At 46.6% G+C, this 24,162-nt stretch carries 20 protein-coding genes and 3 tRNA genes; 6 read left to right on the top strand and 17 right to left on the bottom strand.

Annotation, left to right across the window (positions count from 1 at the left end; genetic code table 11):
- From rsfS to QUA57_RS13315, 8 genes are all read right to left on the bottom strand, one after another.
- Nucleotides 1-420 (bottom strand): ribosome silencing factor, encoded by a 420-nt coding sequence (gene rsfS / locus QUA57_RS13350; RefSeq protein WP_333061392.1) that lies wholly within the window; start codon nucleotides 418-420, stop codon nucleotides 1-3.
- Between the two features lie 138 nt (nucleotides 421-558).
- Nucleotides 559-1,191 (bottom strand): bis(5'-nucleosyl)-tetraphosphatase (symmetrical) YqeK, encoded by a 633-nt coding sequence (yqeK, locus tag QUA57_RS13345; RefSeq protein ID WP_333061389.1) that lies wholly within the window; start codon nucleotides 1,189-1,191, stop codon nucleotides 559-561.
- A 32-nt stretch (nucleotides 1,192-1,223) separates the two neighbouring features.
- Nucleotides 1,224-1,451: a hypothetical protein gene (locus tag QUA57_RS13340; protein WP_333061386.1), complete on the bottom strand. Its 228-nt coding sequence runs from the start codon at nucleotides 1,449-1,451 to the stop codon at nucleotides 1,224-1,226.
- A 341-nt stretch (nucleotides 1,452-1,792) separates the two neighbouring features.
- The gene (locus QUA57_RS13335; RefSeq protein WP_333061384.1) at nucleotides 1,793-3,061 is read right to left on the bottom strand and encodes a WcaI family glycosyltransferase; all 1,269 of its coding nucleotides are present in this window, start codon (nucleotides 3,059-3,061) and stop codon (nucleotides 1,793-1,795) included.
- Nucleotides 3,062-3,222: 161 nt separating this feature from the next.
- Nucleotides 3,223-3,660, bottom strand: a complete 438-nt coding sequence (locus QUA57_RS13330) for an ATP-binding protein (protein WP_333061381.1) — start codon at nucleotides 3,658-3,660, stop codon at nucleotides 3,223-3,225.
- A gap of 536 nt (nucleotides 3,661-4,196) precedes the next feature.
- A complete protein-coding gene (locus QUA57_RS13325) occupies nucleotides 4,197-5,198 on the bottom strand; it encodes a sugar transferase (protein ID WP_333061380.1) in 1,002 nt (333 codons plus the stop codon).
- Between the two features lie 373 nt (nucleotides 5,199-5,571).
- Complete coding sequence (locus tag QUA57_RS13320) at nucleotides 5,572-6,240, bottom strand: DUF3318 domain-containing protein (protein ID WP_015178535.1); 669 nt, start codon at nucleotides 6,238-6,240, stop codon at nucleotides 5,572-5,574.
- Between the two features lie 752 nt (nucleotides 6,241-6,992).
- On the bottom strand, nucleotides 6,993-8,048 hold the full coding sequence (locus tag QUA57_RS13315) for a hypothetical protein (RefSeq protein ID WP_333061378.1): 1,056 nt from the start codon (nucleotides 8,046-8,048) through the stop codon (nucleotides 6,993-6,995).
- A gap of 309 nt (nucleotides 8,049-8,357) precedes the next feature.
- Between QUA57_RS13315 and QUA57_RS13310 the strand changes: the two genes are divergently transcribed.
- Nucleotides 8,358-9,530: a DUF3800 domain-containing protein gene (locus tag QUA57_RS13310; protein WP_333061376.1), complete on the top strand. Its 1,173-nt coding sequence runs from the start codon at nucleotides 8,358-8,360 to the stop codon at nucleotides 9,528-9,530.
- Here QUA57_RS13310 and QUA57_RS13305 read toward each other — a convergent pair.
- From QUA57_RS13305 to QUA57_RS13285, 5 genes are all read right to left on the bottom strand, one after another.
- Entirely contained in the window at nucleotides 9,520-9,747 is a 228-nt protein-coding gene (locus QUA57_RS13305; protein ID WP_333061375.1) for a type II toxin-antitoxin system HicB family antitoxin, read from the bottom strand. The two genes, QUA57_RS13310 and QUA57_RS13305, sit on opposite strands and share 11 nt — an antisense overlap.
- Before the next feature lie 121 nt (nucleotides 9,748-9,868).
- Nucleotides 9,869-11,278 carry a ferredoxin:protochlorophyllide reductase (ATP-dependent) subunit N gene (locus QUA57_RS13300; protein ID WP_199292772.1) on the bottom strand — a complete coding sequence of 470 codons (1,410 nt, stop codon included), beginning with the start codon at nucleotides 11,276-11,278 and terminating at the stop codon, nucleotides 9,869-9,871.
- A gap of 477 nt (nucleotides 11,279-11,755) precedes the next feature.
- Nucleotides 11,756-13,222, bottom strand: a complete 1,467-nt coding sequence (locus QUA57_RS13295; protein WP_333061373.1) for a DUF5331 domain-containing protein — start codon at nucleotides 13,220-13,222, stop codon at nucleotides 11,756-11,758.
- 34 nt (nucleotides 13,223-13,256) lie between these two features.
- Entirely contained in the window at nucleotides 13,257-14,123 is an 867-nt protein-coding gene (gene bchL, locus QUA57_RS13290; protein WP_006634709.1) for a ferredoxin:protochlorophyllide reductase (ATP-dependent) iron-sulfur ATP-binding protein, read from the bottom strand.
- Between the two features lie 950 nt (nucleotides 14,124-15,073).
- The gene (locus QUA57_RS13285; protein ID WP_333061372.1) at nucleotides 15,074-17,236 is read right to left on the bottom strand and encodes a CBS domain-containing protein; all 2,163 of its coding nucleotides are present in this window, start codon (nucleotides 17,234-17,236) and stop codon (nucleotides 15,074-15,076) included.
- 145 nt (nucleotides 17,237-17,381) lie between these two features.
- On the opposite strand from QUA57_RS13285, the gene QUA57_RS13280 reads away from it, so the two are divergent.
- Together QUA57_RS13280 and QUA57_RS13275 are read left to right on the top strand one after the other, a co-directional pair.
- Entirely contained in the window at nucleotides 17,382-19,940 is a 2,559-nt protein-coding gene (locus QUA57_RS13280) for a PhoD-like phosphatase (protein WP_333061371.1), read from the top strand.
- A gap of 314 nt (nucleotides 19,941-20,254) precedes the next feature.
- On the top strand, nucleotides 20,255-20,479 hold the full coding sequence (locus QUA57_RS13275; protein ID WP_333061370.1) for a hypothetical protein: 225 nt from the start codon (nucleotides 20,255-20,257) through the stop codon (nucleotides 20,477-20,479).
- Between the two features lie 67 nt (nucleotides 20,480-20,546).
- On the opposite strand, the gene QUA57_RS13270 is transcribed toward QUA57_RS13275, so the two are convergent.
- The 4 genes from QUA57_RS13270 to QUA57_RS13255 all read right to left on the bottom strand — a co-directional run bounded on the left by QUA57_RS13270 (nucleotide 20,547) and on the right by QUA57_RS13255 (nucleotide 23,218).
- Nucleotides 20,547-20,618 (bottom strand) — tRNA-Thr (locus QUA57_RS13270).
- A gap of 73 nt (nucleotides 20,619-20,691) precedes the next feature.
- Nucleotides 20,692-20,773, bottom strand: a tRNA-Tyr gene (locus QUA57_RS13265).
- Nucleotides 20,774-20,970: 197 nt separating this feature from the next.
- Nucleotides 20,971-22,788, bottom strand: coding sequence for an ABC transporter ATP-binding protein (locus tag QUA57_RS13260; RefSeq protein WP_333061369.1), 1,818 nt, complete (start codon nucleotides 22,786-22,788; stop codon nucleotides 20,971-20,973).
- Nucleotides 22,789-23,077: 289 nt separating this feature from the next.
- The gene (locus QUA57_RS13255) at nucleotides 23,078-23,218 is read right to left on the bottom strand and encodes a hypothetical protein (protein WP_172188980.1); all 141 of its coding nucleotides are present in this window, start codon (nucleotides 23,216-23,218) and stop codon (nucleotides 23,078-23,080) included.
- On the opposite strand from QUA57_RS13255, the gene QUA57_RS13250 reads away from it, so the two are divergent.
- The 3 genes from QUA57_RS13250 (at nucleotide 23,217) to QUA57_RS13240 (ending at nucleotide 24,162) form a co-directional block, all read left to right on the top strand.
- The gene (locus QUA57_RS13250) at nucleotides 23,217-23,369 is read left to right on the top strand and encodes a hypothetical protein (protein WP_333061368.1); all 153 of its coding nucleotides are present in this window, start codon (nucleotides 23,217-23,219) and stop codon (nucleotides 23,367-23,369) included. The genes QUA57_RS13255 and QUA57_RS13250 overlap by 2 nt on opposite strands.
- A 68-nt stretch (nucleotides 23,370-23,437) precedes the next feature.
- Nucleotides 23,438-23,509 (top strand) — tRNA-Gly (locus QUA57_RS13245).
- Nucleotides 23,510-23,757: 248 nt separating this feature from the next.
- Nucleotides 23,758-24,162, top strand: a complete 405-nt coding sequence (locus QUA57_RS13240; RefSeq protein ID WP_039888086.1) for a hypothetical protein — start codon at nucleotides 23,758-23,760, stop codon at nucleotides 24,160-24,162.

The raw sequence follows: 24,162 nt of genomic DNA, 5'->3' as shown, positions 1-24,162 counted from the left end.
TCACGGCGCGGGGGAAAAGTCAATGCGTTCGGCGTGTCCCCAGAACGCTTCTAAATTGTAGAACTCCCGCTCTTGAGGCTTCAAAATGTGAACGATCGCGTCGCCGTAGTCCATGACTACCCAACTGGCGTCTGATAGGCCTTGTGTACGCAGTGGCAAGCGTTGCCACTCTTCTTCCACTTGGTCTGCTATTGCTTGGGATATGGCTCGTACCTGCACGTTGGAAAATCCGGTGATGATCGCAAAGTAGTCTGCCAAATAGCATACTTCTGCCACTCGGAGCAATACAATATCTACTGCTTTGCGGTCATCGGCTGCTTGGGCAACGGTCATGATCATGCCACGGGCTTCGTCTGAGGAGGTGCCGTCGGTTGCTGTAGACTGGGCCCTGGAGTATTCGAGTTGGGTTAGATCTGACATTCAGTGTTTAATTTCCTAAGTGATAGGGTAAGGGGAAATGGGTGCACTACTAGCCATTGGTTGTTGGCAGTTTGAGACGGGAAATAGGAGTTAGGTTGAAGCCAAAAGTAAGGACAGAATTTCTGGTGAATTTTACTTTCAACTTGTGATTTGTTCGATCGACTTTTCTGTCGAATTTCCTCTTTCCGGCGATCGAGCCATTTGCAGCGCCCAATTCCGCGTAAGTACGGTGCGGGGGTGGATGTAGCAGCGAGTTTCTAGCAAGTATTTAAGAGAATAATCGCTAGTTTGCCACACGGCTGCATAAAGATTTTGCAAGCTTGCCTCGCGCAGTGCTTCTAGTTGAGCTGTGTTGCCGCGGCTCGGCTCTATAGTATCTGCTACAAATACGGTACAACTGAGCTGACTCATGTTTGGTCTGCCGAGGGTGTGATTGGCGATTGCTTCCAAAATTTCTCGATCGACCACCCCGAATTCGTCTCTGGCGACGATCGCGCTCGCGTCTGCGTGCAGCAAATGCGGGTGTGCTTCCAACACTGAGTCTAACTCTAAACCTTCCTTCTGGGCCATTTGCAGCAGCAGTTGAGGTTTGAAGTATTTTGCCAAATCGTGCAACAAACCGGCCGATCGGGCTTTTGCTTCGTCGAGGCCGTAATGGCGAGCCAAGTCACCTGCTGTCTGTTCGACTCCCAGAATATGTTTGATGCGGGCAGCAGGAACTCTGTCTGACAGCCAAGCTAGAACGTTTTCGCGCGCGGGTGCAAGTGTCAAATATTAACTCCAAAATTGTATGAGCTACTATTTTAGCGTTTTGTTTCGATCGGCTGCGGTGTCGGGCACGCAGGGGTGTGGTGACTTCTGGGATGGGGAGGGGTGAAGGGGGCGAAGGGGGCGATCGGCTGTTTGGTAGATACGTTATCTTTTCTGGTAACTCCTTGAATATTCAAAACAGTTCCTACCTGAACAATTAGTCTAATAAACTTGCTATTTTTGGTAATTATCTCATTTTTTCTATTTTTAGTCAGTGCCATCAAAGGTTATTTTGTCGTTGAGCCGCTGCTATTTTCTCTGGGATTTTTTATGATTATTTTGTTAATTCAACCGAAAACTTTTTTATAAAAAATTTAATCAAAATGGTTGTAACGGGAAGTCAAAAGTCTTTTTCAGTAATCTGTATTTTACTTTTAATCGCGGTAGTCAGGGCTTTCTGCATGGCGGCTGCGAGGACAGTTCCGGTTCTTGTATATTGTGGAATTCAATTGCTCAACCATCAGTCTTTCATTTTTTTTGTATTTATGTTAACGAACGTTTTTTCTGTACTGCTAAGAACATCTTTTGGCACTCTAATTAGGCACGGTTTCAAGCGCTTATCTTATTTTGGCAGGGGCGCAAATATTTTCTCAGAATGACTCGCTGCCACCGCCGCAAACAAAGCTTCATAATGATTCAAAGCTTCCTCAAATCCGTAATTCTCCACAGCATAATTTCTGCCTTGCTCGCCCAACGCATCCACCTTAGCAGGGTGCAAGTACAAATCCTCAACAGCCTCGGCCAAAGCCTGCGGATCTTCCGGCGCTACCACCACCCCGCCACCGCTTTGCTGCACTGCTTTCTGAGCCGTACCAGTTTCGGGAACCGAAGCCAAAATTGCCCGACCGCTGGCAAGAATTACTTGAATTTTTGAAGGCATATTGAAGTTAGTAACGCGGCGCTTTTGTACGACTAAACTAACATCAGCAGCAGCTAACAAGTCGGGCAATTTTTCTCGCGGTTCAAATGGTAGCAGCATTACATTATTAGCTTTATAAGTTTCGCAATCTTGTTGCAAGCGGGCGAGTGCTGTTGATTCCCCCACAATTACAAAAGCGATTTCGGTTAGGTGTTTCAAACGAGCCGCTGCTTGGACAACTGTTTGCAAGCCTTGAGTGAGGGCAATATTGCCTGCATAGAGAACGACAAATTTGCCCTTGAGTTTGTGAGTTTCTCGAAATGAGTTACTTTCCTTGGGTAAGGGCCGAATGAAATTGACATCAACCCAATTGGGAACGCAAACTATTTTTTCGGGGGGTACTCCCTGAGAATGCAATTTTTTGATAAAACCGCTGTCGATGACGCTGACTTGGCTAGCTGTGGAGTAGGCCAATTTTTCTAAAGCGTCAGCAATGCGAACTAGCAGTCCGTTTTTTTTGACCAAGCCGACGCGCACGGCTGCTTCTGAGACGATATCCTGAACGTTGAGGACGATCGGGCAAGCGCGAATCCAGCCATAAAAGGCGACTGGGACGCAAATCGGTAAAGGGGGCATTGTCGAGAAAATCACGTCGGGACGCCAGCCTCTGAAAGCTTGGACGGCGCTGGAGACGACAAAACTGCCGTCTAGCAAAAGTCTGTCTAGGAGGGTGGGGTGGGGGCCGTTGACGCGCAGATAGCTGCGCTGAATTGTGACGCCGTTGTGTTCTTCGGTGAGGTACAATTTGCCCTCATATTGCGGATAAATCCGGCGCTGCGGATAGTTGGGCATTCCTGTGACGACTCGGACTTGGTGGCCGCGCTTGACTAAGCCTTGCGCTAGTTCTGTCATCAGGGGGGCAATGCCGATCGGCTCTGGATAATAGTTATAGGAATAAATTAGAATACGCATAATATTTATTTTGAAGCAAATTGTCCTCCAGCCGCGTGCATCGAGCCTGCACCCGCAGAATTGCAGAGGATGTGGTTGGGTGCCGGGTAGGACAATAGGGGGCGAGGCGATCTTCCACTCCTTGGGAAAGAAGCCGCCCTGACCGGGCGGGTATCGCGCCCTCAGCTAATGTTTTTTCGCATTACCAGGCAGTTGCGGCGATCTTCGGTACGGATATACCGAAGATCGTCTGTAAGCTTGTACATGAACACCAGTCCCCTTTCTCCTTCTCTGTCCAAAGGATCGCGCTGCTCTTGCATGATCGAGTGCAGCTTTGCTTCTAAGTTGAAGGGTTGACCCCTGTCCCAAATCCTAATTTCTAAGTAATCGGCAAACACTTTTACCTCAATGTCTATGGGCGTCGAGGGGGGCAAGTTCTGGTGAGCGTGGCGGACAGCGTTTGTAAAGCCTTCGTTGATTATCAGCCGGCACTGCCACCAGAAATCCGCTGGTATCATGGGCAAAACGATATTCTCCAACCATTCCAAAATGGATGTTAAAGCATTCAGGTCTGTTTCAACCTGCAGGTGCCACTCGGCCTTTGGTTGCTTGTCTTTCATCTTTCTTCCCCCTGGTCGGCCCCCACCACCGCTGTACTCAGCGGCGGAGGGAGAGAAAAAGGAGGGCAAGGTCTTGGCAACATATTAGTTAAGTCAAGCTTGAGTTGAAGAAGCCCGTTTTGCCTCAAGGTGAGCATTCCTTTCGCACCATTTACTCGCACAGCAAATGAGAGACTTCCGATACTGTAACCCGCCTCGGTAGGGCGTTTAAATAGGGAAAATTCCCGAGTCAGCTTGCGAGGAAGTGATTTAAGCATCGACCGTGTTAGCAGTCGCTACTTTTCTAAACACAGGTGAGTTCTTCTCGTCCTCGAAAATCATGCTGGGATCATTCGAGTATGACCTCGAACTCGCCAATTGCTAATTATTAATGCTCCGATTGCAGAGCTGTGCATTTTCTGGGCGTGTGAATTTTAACACTTAATGCTAACGTAGCTATCGCTAGCGATCGTCTGCTTGACTAAGTATCGAGTTCGAGTTCCCGCCCCCCGTCGGCAACAGCACCTCAAAGTTCAGCGGTGGGTTGTTGAGGGTTCCTACACAGCGCCACTATTTTTGTTAAACAGGACTGTTACAGTTTTGACAATTAGTTTGAGGTCATACACCAGGCTCCAGTTTTGTTGGTATTTTAAATCTAAACGGATGACATCTTCAAAATCGCGGACTTGAGAGCGACCGTTGACTTGCCATTCCCCAGTCATCCCGGGTTTGACATCCAAACGCTGCCACTGAGGGACTTCGTAACGCTCAACTTCGTCTGGGGTAGGGGGTCTAGTGCCAACTAGACTCATTTCGCCTTTGAGCACGTTCCAAAACTGCGGCAGTTCGTCGAGGCTGGTTTTGCGTAAGATGCGCCCGACTTTAGTAATCCGCGGGTCGTTGTCATTTTTGAAAAATGCGCCAGAAGCCTGGTTTTTGATTTGGGCTTTCATGGCTTCGGCGTTGGTACACATCGATCGAAATTTCCAAATCCGAAATTGTCTACCCATCCAGCCACAGCGGGTTTGACCGAAAAATATCGGGCCTGGATCGTTGATAGTGATGGCTGCAGCTATAGGTACGAGCAAAATTCCTGTAATTATCAAACCGACGATTGCCCCAACGATATCTATCAGCCGCTTCACCCACGATTGCACTGAGGGGTGCGTCATCGGTAGCTGATTGTCCGAGGGGTTGGTCTCTGTGGGAGTTGAGGTTGCAGAGGGCTGCTCGATCGTCAGCACTTGATCTAGGCTGGTGAGAGCAAATACTGCCATCACCTGCGGCTTGAGGCTTCGGAGCACCAAGTCGCTACCACGCTGTTTGGCAAATTTCAGATTGCTGACTAAAGCACCGATCCCGCTACTGTCGATGAATGTCGTCTGACTGAAGTCTAGGACAATCTTGCTGGGAACGGTGGTGCTTTCCGAAAAAAGTTGCTGGCAGGTTGTCTTGAAGTTTACAGCTTCAAGTACGCTCAAGCGCACGGGTATGTGAACTGAGGGAATCTCGTCCAAGTACGTAACCCGAAAATCTGCCTCTGGGGTGTGACTGACCATGAAGTCCTAGTTTCAAATTTCAAGCTGATGTCTTTAGCCTATTCTGTCCTAGCAGCTCCTCCTTATGCTAGCTTTATACAAACTTTATAAAAACGCCTGCCAACTCGCCCGCCGAGAGTGATATCAAAGGCAAAAATAGACTTGAGTCTACCAGTGCCAGTTTTGGCCCAAAGATTTTTGAACGCAGTCGCTGCCAAACTTTGACATCGGAATCAAGATTTTTGTGGATTCAGGCCGCTTAATCTTGTCGTTAATAATTTTCCTGCCTGTCTTGCACCGGATAGCCATCGCAGTTAACAGTTAACAGCTAACACAGAAGTCAACAGTTAACGGTTAACTGGAAAACCCCCGTAACAAGCGTCGGGGGATGAGGTTAAGAATTGTAGACGTTTTCTGACTGGGAGGTTTCGCGGGTGATGGGTTTGACTTTGGCTTTGGCTTTGGCTGCGTTGCGTTTGAGCGCCTGGAGACGAGCTTCGTATTTAGCCCGCTGCTGTTTTTTGGAGGTTTGCTCGATTAAGGTTTTTAAGGCGCTGCCGAGGCTTTTGTAGGCGTTTGGGAGAGTGTAGCCGAAGCGGGTGGCGAGGGCGAGGGCTTTTTCGTCGGCGTCTACTGCTTCTTTTAAACTTTTCTCTCCGTTGTTTTTTTGGTAAAGTCTCCAGCCGGAGACGCCGCACAGGGATAGGGCTAATAACAGCAGCAAGCCGTCTTGCACCCAAAGTTCGCCGACAGCGCCGCCTAAACCAATGGCCAGGGCCGCCATTTCCCAACCGTCTCTGGGGATGGTGTCGTTTTGGATTCTGGCGACTTCGTGCCAAAATAGGAGGTTGCGCTGATCCATTGCTAGCTGTTCCCAGCGGATCAGGTCTATTTGGATTTCTACCTGGTCTTTGCCTATTTCTTCGCTGCGGATCAGGGTAGGATTAACTTCTATTGTTTTTTCTACTGTTACCCAACTTTGGAGTTCTGGGGGCAGTATGTTTTTCAAGCGCCGGATCTCACTCATCTCGGCTCTTGCTGTAGAGGTTGCATAGGATGTCATAGCTCCGGCCTATTGATTTTGCAAAGGTTAATATATGTCTATTTCTGGAGTATAGCAAACCTTGAATCCAAATATAGTCGAGTAACGGGGGTCGATCGACCAATACTTGCAATTTTACTTGATTTTAGTCTCTGGGGGCGATCGCAACTGCCTGCTAGATCCTTGACTTTCGACTATTTCATCAACGCTTCGATTTCTTGCCGTAATTTCGACCAAGCCGACCAAACTTCCGGCTTAGAAGTTATGCCTTTTTGAACTAAAACAACTCCGTCAAATACTTCAGCAATTCCCTACAAACCTCGCCGTAGAGATTCATCGGTAAAACGCACTCCCGCCAGAACTCTACCTCGGTCAACGGGAACTTTTAAATTGTTTTGCTGCAACTGCCACAAGTCCAGAAACTCATAATCGATAGCTAATTTGTTTAAAGTGGCGCCAACAAAATCCGTGTAATCTGAGTCTAACAGCTTGTTTTATTTTCAGTTACGGAAAATATTTATCATGGTAAATACAGGAAAGTCTTCTTTTTGTCCCCATATCCTCTCTTTTTTTGCCTCGTTTAACATTCATTTTTTTCTCTTTTTTTGCTACATGAGCGCGATCGCCCACAGTCGGGTGTTCGATCACGCACAGTAGCGAGTCGGAGCGCCCGCTGCTGGCACTAACTAATGGTCTACCCCCCTTTCCTTATTGCAGCGGATATTACCACTCTTCGGGGATTTACACACATTATTCAGACGCGATTTAAATGATTAAAGTGACTTGAGAAGACCGCTTTCCAACTGATAAATTGCTGCCATAATCCCGCTTTCAGGATTTGTGAGCAGCGACTTTTTGACATCTTTCAAGTATTCTACAATGTGTGCCCGCAAAATCGGTCTTTCTACTTTGACGGTGTGATTGTAATCCCACAAATCCCAAATGATAATTCCGATGCCGACAATCGGGTCGATTAAACTTACTCCCAACTGACTAGCAACTGTACCGCCTGTTTTTGTGGCTACCTTGGCGGCGGCTTTGCTGGCAACTTTTGCCGTAACTTTACTACCAACTTTAGCTGCGACTCCCAAAATTAAGGGTTTAGCAACCAAGTAACCGCTACCGCCAACTAATACTTTTAATGATAAATTCGAGACATTTCCTTTGTCGCTAATAGTGGTGGCAATATCGTTCAGGTATTTGTCCCACTGTACTTGCGGTATGTTATAATTGTTTTGAACTACTTTCACATTCTTGCTAACTTCTGATATATACAAGTTAGCAGTATCTTGAGTGATTAATTGAAATCGCAGTTGAGCGTTTTTGGGGACCAGCACTCGGTTAGCAAATTCTCTTTGAAAGTCTTCGGTTAATTTTTCGGAAACAGCTTGAGAAGCTGCTGTCATATCAAATCTGTTGAGTACGGCCGATTTCACGAAATTAAAAGGTACGGTAAACTCCATCTTTTTTTGATTGAAGTAATCGAAGTACCAATCGAGGAAGCTATTGTCTACTCGTGCAATTACTTCGGCTTCCCATTTGTCCAATTCTTGGGATGCGAAAGTTTCGGCTGTTGTATGGGATTGTTGGATAGCGTTTTTAATGTCTTGGTTGACTTTGCTAAAATCGTGTGGCGGCGAGACTACAACTGCTGTGGTTGCGGTATTTGTTAGTGACTGGGAAATTAGAAAGTTACCTAATAGGGGAATGATGACTACTAAAATTACGATCGTCCAAATCATCGGTGTGACAGTTTTGATAAACTGACCGATAACTCTGAGACGTTCTGTTTTCTCTGAATAGCTAATTTCTTCCTTGTCTTGACTCATGGCGGTTTCTCAACTGATGAGAGTTGGGCTAGTTTCGATTATAGGCGATCGTACCTGCGATCGTGTTACGGGCGTGTAGCCTGGGATTCTGGAAAAGTTGGGGAAAAGTGCGATCGCCCACACAGTCTTATTATAGCAAGCTGTTTTTCTGAGCGTACTCAAATACCAAGTCCTGTATTATTGTTAATTCTCATTTGTGAAAGGAGGCTGTTAAGTCTCATTTCTGAAGTTGTCTGGTTCTGTAATTTCATGTTATACTACCAAAATGACTGGTAATACACAATCCTCACAATTACACGAAGAATCCCTATGAAAGAAACCATTGAAGAGATTTACTGCGATGAATCAGGTTTCACTGGTAACGATCTTCTTGACCAAGGGTCTACTTATTTTGCTTATGCAAGTGTAGCAATTAACCATGAAGAAGCTACGGAATATGTAAATAATATAATCCAAAAATATAAGCTACAAGGTGGCGAATTAAAAGGTCGAAACCTTCTTAAATCTACCAAGGGTAAAAAGGTAATATCTGAGATATTGAGTACCTTTAAAGATCGCATAAAAGTAGGTGTTTATCATAAAAAGTTTAACTTGGCTTGCAAATTTTATGAATATATATTTGAGCCACCTCTCTCAGAAAAAAGCTCTCTATTTTATCAAATAAAATTTCACCGATTTATCAGCAACATTTTATATCTTGACTTTGTATGTCGGAGCGAGGAGGCTGAAAAAATCTTTAGTGATTTTCAGAATCTTATGAGAAAAAAACCTAACTATCTTTTTAGTTCTTCAGAAACACCTGATATGTCGCCACTCGACGACATAAAGACTTTCTGTATTCATCATAGAGATACTATTAATCAAGAATTAAACTCTTTACAAGGAACTGATATAGGCAAGTGGATTTTAGAGCTTTCGACCTCGGCTTTGTTTTCTATTCTCTGTGACTGGGGAAAAGAGTTTAACCAACTTAAAGTTTTTTGTGATGTTAGTAAACCACTCAAAGAAAACAAAGAACTGTTCGATGTTTGGATTGGGATAGAGGATAAGATTTATTTTGACTTTTTTCAAGGAGTAGAAGAACCCATTACATTTAATCTGTCCCAAGAAGTTCAATTTGTGGAATCCGATAAATTTCCGGGCATACAAATAGCTGATGTTGCTGCGGCTGCTTGTGCCTATGCTTTTAAAGAAGGTGTCAACCAAAATACAGAGAGTTGGATAGAGCATATACCTGGTATGGTAATTGGTAAGTCAGTGATTCCTGATGAGAGTTACACCGACCCAAATACATTGGATGCCACCAGAAATTTGATATTGTTAAGATATTTGGCGGAGAAAAGTATCAACAAACAGCCATTGCTTGATGGAATAGAAGAGTTTTTATCGGCGGTTACTCATGATTTAAATCTCAATCCGAGCAATCGGATAGCTACTATTGCCGAGAATAGCCGAAGCGACGCACCCTACTTTAACTTTTAGCAGGTAAAGGAATCTCATCGCCGCACTCATAAGCAGTCTCTACCCACAATTCCCTAGCTTCCTCAATGTTCTCCGTCGCTTCCGACAAAGTTTCCCCCACAGACATACAACCCGGAAGGTCTTTTATTATGGCTGTATAACCTTCAGATTCTGGATAAAAACTGACAGCATATTTCAGGCTCAAGTAATAATCTAGAGATTTAAAGTTGACTTTCATCTTCTAATTAAAAGATCGAGCGCACTCTTCATCCGCGTTCATCTGCGTCAATCCGCCTACATCAGCGGTTCCCAAAAAAATAAGGTGAGCAACGCCCACCTTACTCTCTTACTAAAAACGATTAAACCTTCGCTTCATTCTTCACCAAATTACCCCAACCCAAATCCTTCAGCGAATTATTCCGGCGCAGCGGACGAGTCACCAACTCCAAAATATCCCGCGCATTACCAAAGCCGTGAATCTGAGCAAAAGTAAACTCAACAGACCACTTAGTATTAATCCCCCGCGCTTCCAAAGGATTAGCGTGAGCCATACCCGTAATCACCAAATCAATATTCTGCTCGTAAATCCGCTGAAGCTGATTGTAATTGTCCGGTTTCTCCACAATCCGAGGAGTAGGAACTCCCATCTCGTGACAAGTCTTTTCTAACAAAGCCAATTCCGCCGCCTGATAGCGCTTGTCCATGTAAGGAATGCCAATTTCCGGGCAAGTCATGCCGCAGCGAATCAAGAAACGTGCTAAAGAAATCTCCAGCAAATTGTCTCCCATAAAGAAGACAGATTTGCCGCGAATTATTTGCAGGTAATCTTCCAAACCAGCCCAAATTTGCGCTTCCCGTTCGTCCAAACCTTTTGGTTCAATTCCCAACACTGAGCAAATCTTTTCAATCCAAGCGCGAGTTCCGTCAGGGCCGATCGGGAATGGCGCACCAATTAGCTTACACTTGCGGCGGCGCATCAACGTAGAAGCTGTGCGCGACAAGAACGGATTCATACCCGATACATAATAACCTTCTTCCAAGACTGGCAATTCAGTGTAGCGCTTGGAAGGAAGCCAACCGGAAACTTTGATTCCTTGCTTCTTCAATTCTAGAGTTAGCTGAGTAACAACCGGATCGGGCAAAGAACCGAAAAGTACCAGCGGTGTGTGCTTGACATATTCCGATTCATCTGCTGCAACTTCCTCTTTTTTCTTACCGAAATTCAGCAGTTGAGAGATAGCATTGCGTTCTTGTTTCTGAGATTCCATCACGGGCGCTTTCTCAGGACATTTAGCAGCCATCGCTGCTAAAACGGTATCTTCCCCTTGAGTAAAAGCGTAATCCAAGCCGTTAGCGCGGGCTGTGACGATGGGAATGCCAATTTCTGCTTCGAGTTTCGGTGCTAACCCTTCCAAATCCATTTTGATGATTTCGGTGGTGCAAGTGCCGATCCAGACAATTACACTTGGGTTACGATCGCGCTTAATTTGCAAGCACAGCCGCTTCAACTCGTCATAATCGTTTAACTGAGCGGAAATATCGCCTTCTTCCAACTCAGCCATCGCATAGCGAGGCTCAGCAAAAATCATCACGCCCATTGCGTTTTGCAAGAAATAGCCACAAGTCTTAGTACCGATGACCAAGAAAAAGCTATCTTCAATTTTTTGATAAAGCCAAGCTACGCAGCTAATCGGACAAAAAGTGTGATAATTGCCTGTTTCGCATTCAAAGTTTAAAGCTTCCGGTTCATTAGTAGTAATAGCAGTCATATTTCAAATCTTCTCCCTTTAAATTGTTTTTCTTCTCGAACAGGACTTGCGGCGGAGCGAGGAAACGCCTGGATTTTGCCATCGTCTCGGTGCGGTCGCCCAGGAGAGGAATAGGTTGTTTTTCCTCTCGATCACGAACAGGCGCAGTGGCGATAAAACACCTGTTTTGCGAGATCGCGACGCACAGCGAACAATAAATAGAAATACCTATTTTTGGGCTAATTCCTGTGAAAAATAGATGCAACCACTCAATATTTCCGCAGGAGCCGCAGCATCCAAAATTATGGCTAAAAAATTCTGCGCGAGGGCATACAATCCCTCACAGCAGGGATTTAGTTTACTTCAAATCGCTAAGGAAAAAAGCCTTTTGGCAGTTGTGAGTTGGAGCTAATTAAAAATTAACAACTCGCAACTCACAACTCACAAATAGAGCGGGAAACTTCAAGACTAGAAGAGATGCGGGCGATCGCAACAACCTCACTTAAAATCAGATAAAAACCCGGAAATTTCTTCATCCTCATCGTCGGAATCCAAATCGCCGAGACCTAGAGCATCTAAATCATCTTCGTCAGGATCTCCGGTAGTTGCTTCCCCCAGATCGTCGAGTCCGAGATCATCGAGGTCATCGTCATCAGATACAGAGAAATCGTCAATACCGTCATCGTCCAAGTCGCCCAGATCCATGTCTAGGTCATCTGAGGTCGCTGTCCCAAAAGGATCGGGTATTTCTTCGGCGACAAACTCTTCATCTTCTTCCCCAAACGGATCGGAAATCCCCGATTCGAGATCTCCCGAGGTCAAAGTCCCAAATTGTGAGGCTTCATCTTCCTCGTCATCGCCGAGGTCGAGACCGCCCAAAGCCAAAGCTTCATCTTCCTCGTCATCGCCGAGGTCGAGACCGCCCAAAGCCGAGGCTTCATCTTCCTCGTCATCGCCGAGGTCGAGACCGCCCAAAGCCAAGGCTTCATCTTCCTCGTCATCACCCATATCAAAGTCAGATACGGCGTCTTCCTCATCGTCGCCCATATCAAAGTCAGATACGGCGTCTTCCTCATCGTCGCCCATACCGAAGTCAGATACGGCGTCTTCCTCATCGTCTTCTAGACCGAGACCGTCCAAAGCCGAGGCTTCTTCCTCGTCATCATCCATGTCGAAGTCGGAGACAGCTTCTTCCTCGTCATCGTCCATGTCGAAGTCGGAGACAGCTTCTTCCTCGTCATCGTCCATGTCGAAGTCGGAGACAACTTCTTCCTCGTCATCGCCCATGTCGAAGTCGGAGACAGCTTCTTCCTCGTCATCGCCCATGTCGAAGTCGGAAACAGCTTCTTCCTCAAACTCATCGAAGGATTCCTCCTCTGAGCTCAGTGCTGACGCTGCTGCTGCCAGACCGGCGACTCCGGCGACTCCGGCGACTACTCCGCCGGCTGCTAAGGCAGCACCGCCCAATTTATTAGATTTGGCTGCGGCGGGTGCAGCAGTTGCAGTTTGAGCCACTACGGGTGCAGCAGTTGCAGTTTGAGCTGCTACGGGTGCAGCAGTTGCAGTTTGAGCTGCTACGGGTGCAGTAGTTGCAGTTTGAGCTGCTGCGGGTGCAGCAGTTGCAGTTTGAGCTGCTGCGGGTGTTGGAGATTTGCCGGCCGTCTGAGGCGCGAGATTTGAGGGCATACCCAGCGCTATGTCCGGGTCAAAATTTAGCCCCAACACTTCGATCAGGCTGTCTGCATCCGGCTTGAGTTTTGAGAAGGGCAGCATTAATTGCTGGAGTTCCGGCTCCAGGGCAGCCGCAATTCCCAGGATGAGGTAAGAAACAGGCCTTTTCCCGCCGTCGGGTGTGGCGACCGTGTTCTCAGCCGTCATGTGCAGGAGCAGCCAAGCCCGATTTACCTGGTAGTAGTCCAACCACTTCTGTTTGAGAGCAACTGAAAAAGTATCAAAAAAAGCCATAACCTCTTTATCCTCATCCTGATCGCTAGACCTATTAAACCATCATCAGGTCTAGCTCATCTTCCTCCTTCTTGACCACCGGTTGCACTGGATTTAGATAAAAATCTGAAAGTAAGGCGAATAATTCGCGATCGGGCGTGTCGTTGGGCACTACTCCTTCGGGCATGGCCAAAATCTGGTCAGCGATGTTGAGGTAGTAATCGCAGACGTAGTTGAGGGAAGGATCGCTTTCAGCCATCTCAAACAATGTTTTGCCTTTGACGCGAGAAACGCGAATGTCTTCAATCAGGGGCAGCACTTCCAGCACCGGCATCGGTACAGAGTCAATGTATTTGTCGATCAAGTCGCGCTTTGAGGTGCGGTTGCCAATTAAACCGGCGAGCCGCAACGGGTGAGTGCGGGCTTTTTCGCGGACTGAGGCGGCGATGCGGTTGGCTGCAAATAAAGCGTCGAACCCGTTGTCGGTAACAATCATGCAGTAATCGGCGTAGTTCAATGGGGCTGCAAAACCGCCGCACACTACGTCGCCGAGTACGTCGAACAGGATGATGTCGTATTCGTCGAAGGCATTGAGTTCTTTTAGGAGTTTGACGGTTTCACCGACTACATAGCCGCCGCAGCCAGCTCCTGCGGGAGGGCCGCCTGCTTCTACGCAGTCAACGCCGCCGTAGCCTTTGTAGATGACATCTTCGGGCCAAACGTCTTCGTAGTGATAGTCCTTTTGCTGAAGGGTGTCAATAATTGTGGGGATCAAGAAGCCAGTGAGGGTAAATGTGCTGTCGTGCTTTGGATCGCAACCGATTTGCAAAACTTTCTTGCCGCGCTTGGCTAGGGCAACGGAGATGTTGCAGCTTGTTGTTGATTTACCAATTCCACCTTTTCCGTAAACTGCTAGTTTCACTCTTGGTTCTCCTATAGGTTTCTATCAAAACGATGAGGGCTGGGTTTTCATGCTTTTTTTCGCTCGCCCAATTGCAATAGCCCAATTGCAATAGCCCAATTGCAATTCCCTTACTGTCAGTCGATTTGAGATTTCAGATTAAAGAATGGACTCCACAGATGAATCTGGGGCTTTTCTCTAACTTAAATTTTCTCTCTCGACGACTTTTGTTTGGGGCTTGTATCCGTCTTTGGGTTAGACCAATTTTGGACTCTGCCCTTAGTCACCTCGTTGAAAGCATTATTAGCTAACTTGCGATGAAAAGAAAGGGGGCGTCTAAATGAAAATGCTAGTAAATTGATTTATTTTGCATCTTTGGGAATCTTAACTGGTTTTTTGATATAAAAATCTATTTTTAGATTATTTTTAGATTTTAAATTAATTTTAGAATACTTTCTTAATAAAAACAGGTACAAAAATAAAACAAAAATTAACTTCTCAAACAATCTGGGCTTTTGGCTTTGGGGCTAGGATGCAGGCAGTTGATGGCTTGTGCGGGTAACTGGAACCGTCATAAAGGCGCTAGTGGATGAGGCCAACTCGAAGTGAGTTCGGATCAGTTGGGTCAGGGCAGGGCAAAGTTATGGGATTTTAGATTTGAGATTTGAGATTTTAGATTGGGAAAGATGGACTTTGGTGGGGTTTCTGGTGTTTTGTAAAAAATTGTGAATTTTTAGGAAATGGTGGGGAGTTGGAGAGTGGGGGAGTGAGTCGGGAAGAGGGAGAGTGGATGGGGAGAGTGGGGGATTGGGAGAATATCATGTCTTCCCCATGACTACTGATACCCGTTGAAAAAAAGAATGCAACTGTAGGCCCGTGCTCCAAACCACGAGCTTAATGAGTCATTTCCAATTCTTCAATTTTTCAATCTAAAATCTAGAATCTAAAATCTAAAATCCTAGGACTGCTGACTAATGACAACTGACGATCGGAATCTCGATCGCAAATTCAGTGCCCCGTCCAGCTTCGGAAACGCAGTCGAGCCGCCCCCCGTGCTGTTCGACAACTAAATGGTAAGAAATCGACAGTCCCAACCCAGTGCCCTTGCCGACTGGTTTGGTAGTAAAAAACGGGTCAAATAATTGGCGGCGAATCTCATCAGGTATGCCCCGCCCGTTGTCGGAAATGCGGATCGCCACAAAATCGCCACCAACAACTTCAGTGCGAATTGTAATAGTGGGAAGAGTCAATGGAGAACTAGGATTAGACGGGGGTAAATTTTTCGCATTTCTCGTCGCCCATTCCCCTTTCTGGATTTCTTCATCCAAAGCATCAATAGCATTGCCGATAATATTCATGAACACCTGATTGATCTGACTGGCACAGCACTCGATGTGGGGCAAATTGCCATATTCTTTAATAATCTGGATAGGTGGATGTCCGCCGTGGGGTTTGAGCCGATGCTGCAAAATCAACAAAGTAGTTTCGAGTCCCTCGTGAATGTCAACGAGCTTGGTGTTAGATTGATCGGATCTGGAAAAATTACGCATCGACACAACTATTTGGCGGATGCGCTCGGTTCCTACTTGCATAGAAGACACTAGCTTAGATAAGTCTTCTACCAAAAAATCGATTTCCATCTCTGCTGCTGCTTCCCGAATTTCCGAGACAGGTTCCGGATAGTGCTGCTGATAAAGTCCCAAAAGTTGGAGCAATTCTTTGATATAGTGGCTGGCGTGGGAAAGGTTGCCGTAGATAAAATTAACAGGATTGTTAATTTCGTGAGCGATACCGGCAATCATTTGTCCCAAAGAAGACATTTTTTCGGTTTGCACTAATTGAGTTTGAGTTTGCTGCAACTTTCGCACAGTCTCCTCTAATTGCTGTGCTTGATTTTTCAAGCAATTTTGCTTTCGCCGCAGGACTTCTTCGACTCTCTGGCGCTTGATAATATCCCGTCTCAACAATTCATTGGATTCTAAAAGTTGAGCCGTGCGTTCTTCAACTTGTTTTTTTAAGTCGTCGTGAGCTTGGCGCAGGGCTTCTTGGGCCCGTTGCCTCTCTAAAATTTCTTCCTGCAAAAGTTGGTTGGCTTTCTGCAATTGGGTGGCTCGATCGTCCACTGCTTGTTGCAACAGCTCGATCGTCCCATACATTTCAGATTGGTTAAAAACTTGCGGCAAATTTGTCTGAGACACAACGCCCAAAAGTTCTCCCTGGCTGCCAACTACTACCAAACGGCGGACGCAGTGGCGCTGCATGGACTGGTGGACACTCCACAGGGAATCGGCGGGAGATATGCAAAATAAAGGCGCACTCATGGCCCTTGCTGCTGGGATTTCCGAGAGGTTGAGCTCGAGGGCGTGAAACTGCACGATGTCGCGCTCGGTGACAATGCCGATCGGAATTTGATAATTTTGTGGTGGTGCGATCGCCCGATCGGGATGCTGAGTTTGCTCTTTGACAATGACGACGGAACTAACTCGATGCTTGACCATGAGCTGGGCTAAATCGAGGGCTGAGGCAGTTGTTGGGGCAGAAATGACTTCTTTCGTCATGACATCTGCTGCACAGCGCAAATTGGTTAGCAAGTTAATCGGTTGCAGGGCTTCGTGAATGGCTTCGCGGGTGATAATGCCGAGAAGTCGCGAGTCGTCGTCCACTACGGGCAAATGCCGGATCTGGTGCTGGCGCAACGTGAACATAGCTGTGAAAATATCTTGAGACTCGGATTGTTTGAGGGTAATGGGCGATCGAGTCATTACGTCAGCAATTGTCAGTCCGACTGTACAAGCTGCGACGGTAGTTAGCTTGACGATATCCCGTTCTGTAAAAATGCCGATCGGTCGATTATCTTCCACGACTAATACGCAACTGCGCTTGGCTGCGCTAGCAACAGCGTTTTGTTTTTCGCCACAAAGCTGACAGGAGACGCGCATCGGGTTCATGAGAGCCAACACCTGGGCGATCGGGGTTTGTGGAGCCACGGTGAGGGGATGGCGGTCGATCGCCCGATCTAAAGGCGAGGAGTAGATTGGTCGGCTGTTAGGGCGTCCGGCGGGTTCTGATGATTTAATTACGGGCAACTGCGGGGCTAAATCTCGGAAATGTTGTAATTTTTCTTCTTGTAGCATGATTATTAATTTTACTTAATGAGTTGTTACAATTTTGGAGACTTGGGTTGGCAGACTTAGCATTAATTAAGCGAGTGACAGATGCTCGATCGCCTAAAATCTGATTGCTAGAACACCCTTATTTAATTTTTATTTTTTAAATTCTATGTCGTGGACTCCCTTAAGTCATCGAATTCATCACTTGCCGCTTATCCTTGCGGGCCCGATTTTGCGCCGGACTGAAAGTCGGGCCGTGACAGTTTGGCTGGCTCTGAAAGCACCCCGCCGAGTCGAACTCAAGGTTTATTCGACTGAGGGCGGAACCGGCGAAATTGTCGATCGGCCCTTGCTCCAAGGTGCGAACTCTACCGTGCAGCTCGGCAAATACCTGCACGTAGTCGCGGTGACTGCTAAACCAATTAACACCAATGTCTTGACATCGGGGCAAATTTATGCTTATAACATCGAGTTTGCTGCGAGTAGCGAGTCGCCGTCGGCGGGTGCAGTCCCAGAAAATGAGAAAGAAAATCTCATTTCTTGCCTGTGGCCTGCCGCCCCTGATTTATCGGCTTTGGGGCCGGGGACGATTAGTTATTTCGCTCACCAGTTGCCGACTTTTGCCCTGCCACCGAACGATTTAAACTATTTGCGTATCGTTCACGGTTCTTGTCGCAAGCCCCACGGAGACGGCAGAGATGCGCTGCCTATCTTGGATAATTCGATCGAACAGTTTGCAGGAACGGCAAATAGCAGGCCCCATCAACTGTTTTTAACGGGCGACCAAATTTACGGCGACGACGTTGCCGATGCCATGCTGTGGGCCCTGACTGATGCTGGCGATACACTGTTGGGCTGGGAAGAGAGTCTACCCCTGATGGATGATGCCCAAATAAAAAAGAATTTGTGTATCAGTATACCTAAAAATTCGCAAAACGAAACTGCACTGGGCCAAGAGAGGGAAATTTTTAGAGAGTCGCCAATTCAGGAACCGTCTGATGCTGAGTATGAGTCCAAAAAACCAATTGAGTTACAGCCGGGGACTCGCAGCGATATTGCCAGAGATTTTGGCGGCTTTACGGCGATGTTGGTAAATAAACCCAACAATGCTAAAAGTCACTTGTTTAGCTTGGGCGAATATTATGCGATGTATTTGTTAGTTTGGTCGCCGGTACTCTGGTGTACGAGTTTTCCGAAGGGTAAGGATATGTGCCCAAATTCTAAGCAGGCAAAAGTCTGGGATAGAGAAGTTGTTGAACTTGACGGTTTTGCTCGCAATTTGTGGAGGGTGAGGAGGGCGCTAGCGAATATTCCTACTTATATGATTTGCGACGACCATGATGTTAGCGACGATTTGTATTTGAATCGAGAGTGGTGTTACCGAGTGCTGGGAAAGCCGCTGGGACGGCGGGTGGTGCAGAATGCTTTGCTGGCTTACGCTGTGTTTCAGGCGTGGGGAAATACGCCTGCACAGTTCGATCGCGAAAAACCGGGAGATAAATTATTAACAACTGCTGAAAAATGGTCGAATTCGGCGGGGAATGATGTTTCTGCTTGGGAGGAGGCGGCTTCGTATTTGGGAATTCCCAGACTCGATCCGAAAACTCATTTGCCTAAGTTGAAATTAGATGAAGATGTTTTTATTTTGGATCGAGATGAGGAGGGTGTAAGTGAGGTTTTGAATTGGCATTTTAATGTGAGAAGTTTTAAGCACGAGGTGATTGTGCTGGATACGCGGAGTTGGCGGGGGTATCCGGTGAAAAGCGCAATCGATCCGCCCATGCTTTTGACTCACAAAGGTTTTGAGGAGCAAATTCAGAAACCTTTTAAGGAGACTGATTTGCTGAATAAAACAGGGGAGTTTGAGATTGAGGCGACGCTGGTAGTTGTACCAACAAATTTGGTGGGTCTGTGGATTATTGATGCGGTGCAAAAGTGGGATGTGGAACAGGGGAAGGTTTTTAATAGTGATGCAGGGGATGCTTGGAATTTTCATGAGTTAGCTTTTGTAAAGCTGTTGTCGGAGTTTTTTAAGCAGCGCGATCGGGTGATTGTGTTGACCGGGGATATTCACTATGCTGCTGCTGTGCGACTGAGTTATTGGTCGGATTGTCATTTTGGCGATTCTCGATCGAATATTGAGCCTTTGAAGGGGGCGAATTATAAGTCAAATTGTCAAAATTCTGTGTTGGCGCAGTTGACTGCTAGTGCTTTGATCAATGAGGAGTGGAAAACGCATTTAGTTCATACTAAAATTAAGTCGCTGTTTCCTGAGCGATCCCACGAATGTTTGGGATGGAATGAGCCACTGGAATTAATGAAGATTTCGAGGGGTGGCCGAAAGAAAGCTATGGCGGCGGCTCTCAGGAATAGACAATCTCTGCCTGATTGGGGCTATCGGATTGACTGGATTAAACGGCAAAGAGCTCGGGTATTTTTGCTGCTAGAAAAGGGAACTGCGTCAGATAGATCGCATAAAAATAAACAATTGTCATTCCTGCGTAGGTTGTGGAATTTTATATCGCTGTTGTGGCGCAATCGCTGGCTGCAAGAGGGTGATGAGATTGTGGGATATAGCAATATTGCGATCGTCAGTTTTCAGTGGCCTGCTGAGGGTGATGGAGAGAAAGCGGTGATGCAAAATGTTTATTGGCGGCCTCTTTGGGAGCCGGATAGTGTGGTTTACAGTCAATATTTTGTGCCACTGGGATTGGATGAGGATGATTAGATTCACGATTTCTTGAAGAAGTCGGGGATTTCGATACGGGTACAATATTGTGATGAGTTTGTGGCAGTGTCCGCCGGGGGTTGAAACCCCAGTCTCATAGCTAAAGTCGGTTGGAAGTGAGAGGTTACACCATTCTCAAGAACAGGCTTTCGGGCCTGTTCCACAAAGAATAAGTTTTCTTGTGGGGAGTAGGGGTTGGGCAGGAGATCCCGCCCAAAAAAGGATTATTGATATTGGTGCAACATCTCCGGTGGAACTGAGAGGTGACACCATTCTCAACTCTCAACTAGCCATACTGCCAGCGACTAACAGTGATGTCAAAACCGTGCTTACGAGCTAAACTATGGGTACGATCGATATTAATTAACAGCCCCAACACTACCAAAGATAGCAACAAAGTTTCTCCGGCAGTCGCAGAATTTTCAGAGCAGGCCGACCTGCTCAATCAGTTAAAAGCCAGACGCAAAAAGTTGAGGGCGCACTTGGCAGATATGGAAGTCGTTTTGGAAATATTAGAAAACCATCAGCACGAAAGTTGATCGTAAAACTAACCTTCTTGATGTGCGATGAACCTGAAACCCTTGATGGATATAGCATAGACTAGAAAGCCCGTGACGAGATTTGAACTCGTGACTTCCTCCTTACCAAGGAGGTACTCTACCACTGAGTTACACGGGCATAAAAAATTAAGAACCTCCAATTAAAAAATTAATTTTTAATTCTTAAATTTTAACTTTTTATTAAATTGAGGTGGGCCGAGCTAGATTTGAACTAGCGTAGGCGTAGCCAGCGGATTTACAGTCCGCCCCCATTAACCGCTCGGGCATCGACCCATTTCTATCACAGTTATATATCCTAGCACCAGAATCTTTATTTGCAACATTATATTTAAAACTCTAATCATTAAGTTTAGAACACATAAGTTAGTTAGCGGCCGACGGGAAATTTGAACACTGTTTAAGGTGTGCATTGCTACGTCTAGGCTGGGTGCCCGCCCGGAGCACCCTAAGTCTAGACTTAGCCCAAATCCCTAATGCAGTAATTCTCCGGTTTCTTGCAGGGAGTGCAGGCGGCGGTAAATGCCTTGTTGGCTTAAGAGTTCTTCGTGGCTGCCAATTTCGACGATTCTACCGCCGTCGAGTACGACGATCGTATCGGCTTCGCGAATTGTACTGAGTCTGTGGGCAATAATGATGGTGGTGCGCGTACCGAGGATATTTTGCATGGCTAGCTGGATCGATCGCTCGGACTCATAGTCCAAACTAGAAGTAGCCTCATCAAAAATTAACACATCCGGCTCCACCAACAGCGCCCTGGCAATCCCCAACCGCTGCCGCTGACCGCCGGACAACCGCATTCCTCTCTCTCCGACCACGGTATAGTAACCTTGGGGCAACAGCCGCACAAAATCGTCTACTTTGGCAATGCGACAAGCATCCTCAACTTGCTCGAAAGTTGCATTTCTGTTTCCGTAAGTCAAATTTTCCAGCAAAGTACCGTTAAAAACGTCTACTTCTTGGTGGACAATGGCTAAACGCTGGCGGTAGCGAGTCACGTCTAAGCTGCGAATGTCTTCGCCGTCGATCAAAATGCGGCCGGAGTTGGGTTCAAAGTAGCGAAACAGAAGTTTAACTAAAGTCGATTTTCCGGAACCCGATCGCCCGACTAATGCTACAGTTTGACGGGGATGAATCAATAAATTCACATCTTGCAAAACGGGTTTTTGACTGTCGTACCCGAAGGTCAAACCGCTGAGCTCAACTTTGCCGGTAAATTTATAAGGCGACGCCGATCGAGCATTTTCTGCTAAATTAACTGCATCAACACCGTCTGGCGTTTGCATAAACTCGTGGAACCGGATCATTGAAGAATAACGCCGCGCCAATAATTCGGCGATAATGCTAATCGGACGCAGTTGGGAATATGCCATGCTTGCCAGGGTGTAGACGGTAACAAAATATCCGAGGGAAATTTTGCCTGCAACCGTGGCTGCTAGGCTAAAACCAAGAACTGAAAACAAACACAACTGAACGATCGTCTGCTGGTATGTCCCCAGGGTGACGTATCCTTTGTGAATGCGGTTGATCACGACTTTTAATTCGCGATCGAGTCTAGTGGTTTGCCTTTTGAGTTCATCGCTTTCTGTCGCAAAAGCTTTGACTGTTTTGATGTTGGTGATAATTTCCGAGTTGCGGCTTTCGGTATCTTCGATGTATTCATCCAGAATTTCTTCCCGCGCAGTCACCCCTTGCAGGCCTTTGAGGGTGAAACTGAGGATAAATAGGAATGAAACCAAAATTAATAAGCCAATCCGCCACTCAATTAAGCAGATAACGGCAAAAATGCCGATTAAGCGGACGACTTCGGGGATGAATTCGCCGGCAATTTCTGGGTAAGTCCAAGTATGGTTGGCGATGCCTTTGGCGATGCGGCTGGCAATCCGTCCGGCGTTGTTTTCGTCGTAGAATTCTAGGGGTAAGGTGAGGATTTTGCCGATCGCACTTCTCATTTGATCGCGCCTTGCCCTCAACGGTATCGCCCAGTGGAACCAATTTCCCACCCAAGGCTGTACCGGTGCTTTGGCGACTGTTACCAGAAAAATTATGCCCAGCAAGACCGATAGCGATAATATTTTGTTGGGTGAGTGCTGGGTAACAGAGGCGATCGCTGCTATCAGTTTTTGAGTTATTGTATCTGTAGCTTGACCCGACAATACGTTTAATATTTGACCGATCGCGTAGGGAACAAGCAAATCGGCTAGTGCCAAAACGCTGGATGCGCCTATGCTGTAAACGGAGATTTTCCAGTAGCGACTGTAGTATTTGAAGATGTCCTGAAAGCTTGCCATAAATTCTTGTTGAGATACAACCCTTGCAAACACTTGCATTTAAAATTGCGCTCTCGGCGCGCTTTGTTTACAAGTGTACTACAAAAGTAGTTGATCGGGGAGTCATCTCGGCTCATGCTAGCGACTCGCCCGATCAGGTGATTTATGGCAATCATTTGATCGTCAGCAATCGATCCGCATTCCTGGGCAATCAATTCCAGACTAAGGGCAAAAAAATGCAAAAGACAGAATTTTTCTTAAATTCTGCCTTCTGAGCAAGACCTTATAAGTTTTACGTTTGAGTAGTCTGTTAGCTGAAGGTGTAGGCTGATTGCAGCGCCCACCAGATCAAGAAGCCGATGCCGCCGGCAATGACAATCGCCGAAATGGCGATCGCTATAGGACTGTCAGCTCCCTTGAACTTCATGATTCCGCGATTTAAATCTGACATGACAGTGTTCTCCCACAATTCCAGCTTGATTGTAGCTTTGCCGTCGGCCGATGGCGGTCAATTTTCACGGCAATTACTGATTTGGTTAATGATCTGGCTGCTGAAATTGCAGGTGGGGGGTGGGTTTGGGGGGGGTTTACTGGGTTTGTGAAAAAAACTTACTAAAAAGACTTGACAAATTTCGAGAATTGAGACAATATTGTTAATACCGCAGGAAATGCGGGTGTAGCTCAGTGGTAGAGCGTCACCTTGCCAAGGTGAATGTCGCGCGTTCGAATCGCGTCACCCGCTTTAGAAGATAAAAAAATCAAGGAAACCGGAAAGTATATCAAGAAAGTTTTCGGTATAGTCCTAATGATGGTTGAAAATACCTAAGTTAGTGGTAAGATTGAATCCAGAACTTGCAAGTCAAAATTGCCGATCGGGCCATATCTCGGAACAGGCAGTTGAAAGCCTCGGTATGCCGAAATTGACAAGTTTGATTAAGTGGATATGTTAACGATTATTTTTGCAAAAACGCTTTTTTTATCCGATCGCTAGTGCCATCTCAAAAAGCTCCAAAAATTGACTTAAACGATGAGTACCCCTGTCCTTGCCGACGCCGGGGTCGTCTAGTTCCCATAACGTTGACAGAAGCCTTTGGCTGCAACCGCTGTCAACAAATATTTGTATTGGACGAAAGTGGATACGTGATTGAGCAACTATCAACGAACTATCCTTACAAGCAGGCTTGGCGGTGGACGGGCAACCAGTGGAACAGAGCGCATCCGGGTTTGAAGGCCCATTACTTGCCACTGGCTTTGGGTATGATATTGGTGCCGCTAGTGATTTGGTTGCCCTTGGCGCTACACTCGCCGGGCCCGAATATTATTCTGTGGGCAATGGTTGCGGTGCTGCTAGCAATGCTGCCGGCGCTGATGGTATGGCTGGCTTATAGGCGTTAG

This window comes from Microcoleus sp. Pol7_B2, from assembly GCF_036701035.1.
Taxonomy (GTDB): domain Bacteria; phylum Cyanobacteriota; class Cyanobacteriia; order Cyanobacteriales; family Microcoleaceae; genus Microcoleus.
This window is presented reverse-complemented; position numbering and strand designations above follow the sequence as displayed.